Below are 1226 nucleotides of genomic sequence, written 5' to 3'. Positions count from 1 at the left end.
GTCCACGGACGACACCGGCGAGCAGGGCGAGGGCACCTCGCGCCGCCGCCGTCGCCGCCGCCGTGCCGGTGAGGAGGGCGGGTCCGACGACGACGAGCCGAACACCGTCACCAAGGTGCGCAGCCGCCGCGCCGCCGAGGACCAGATCACGTCACTGGCGGGCTCGACCCGTCTCGAGGCCAAGAAGCAGCGCCGCCGCGAGGGCCGGGAGGCCGGTCGGCGACGCGCGCCCATCGTCAGCGAGGCCGAGTTCCTGGCCCGCCGTGAGGCCGTCGACCGGGTGATGGTGATCCGCCAGCGCGAGGAGCTCACCCAGATCGGGGTCCTCGAGGACAAGGTGCTCGTCGAGCACTACGTCGCCCGCGAGTCGCAGACCTCGCTCATCGGCAACGTCTACCTCGGCCGTGTGCAGAACGTCCTGCCCTCCATGGAGGCCGCGTTCATCGACATCGGCCGGGGCCGCAACGCCGTGCTGTACGCCGGCGAGGTCAACTGGGCCGCGCTCGGCCACAAGGAGGGACAGCCGCGCAAGATCGAGGCGGTGCTCTCCAGCGGCCAGCCGATCCTGGTGCAGGTCACCAAGGACCCGATCGGTCACAAGGGCGCCCGCCTGACCAGCCAGGTCAGCCTGGCCGGACGCTTCCTCGTCTACGTGCCCGACGGCACCACGAGCGGCATCTCGCGCAAGCTCCCCGACACCGAGCGCAACCGGCTCAAGTCCCTCCTCAAGGAGATCGTCCCGGACTCCGCCGGCGTCATCGTGCGGACCGCGGCCGAGGGTGCCAGCGAGGAGGAGCTGACCCGCGACGTCGAGCGCCTCAAGGCCCGCTGGGAGGACATCGAGGGCAAGGCACGCGGCAACGCCCCCGCCCTGCTCTACGGCGAGCCCGACCTCACCCTCAAGGTCGTCCGCGACCTGTTCACCGAGGACTTCAACAAGCTCGTCATCCAGGGTGACGACGCGTGGGAGACCGTCCAGGGGTACGTCGAGCACGTCGCCCCCGACCTGGTCGACCGCGTCGAGAGGTTCGAGGCCCCCGAGGGCGCCTCGGCCAAGAAGGCCGACATCTTCGCGGTGCACCGCATCGACGAGCAGATCGCCAAGGGCCTGGACCGCAAGGTCTGGCTGCCCTCGGGCGGCTCGCTGGTCATCGACCGCACCGAGGCGATGACGGTGGTCGACGTCAACACCGGCAAGTTCACCGGCTCGGGGGGCAACCTCGAGG

1 protein-coding gene is annotated in these 1226 nt (G+C 71.0%); it reads left to right on the top strand.

Annotated features, from left to right (window positions below):
• Positions 1-1226, top strand: a 1226-nt coding sequence (locus ACXJKL_RS21310) for a ribonuclease E/G (RefSeq protein ID WP_457208987.1), incomplete at both ends; no start/stop codon positions are given.

Source organism: Nocardioides sp. P5_C9_2 (assembly GCF_054049555.1).
This window is presented reverse-complemented; position numbering and strand designations above follow the sequence as displayed.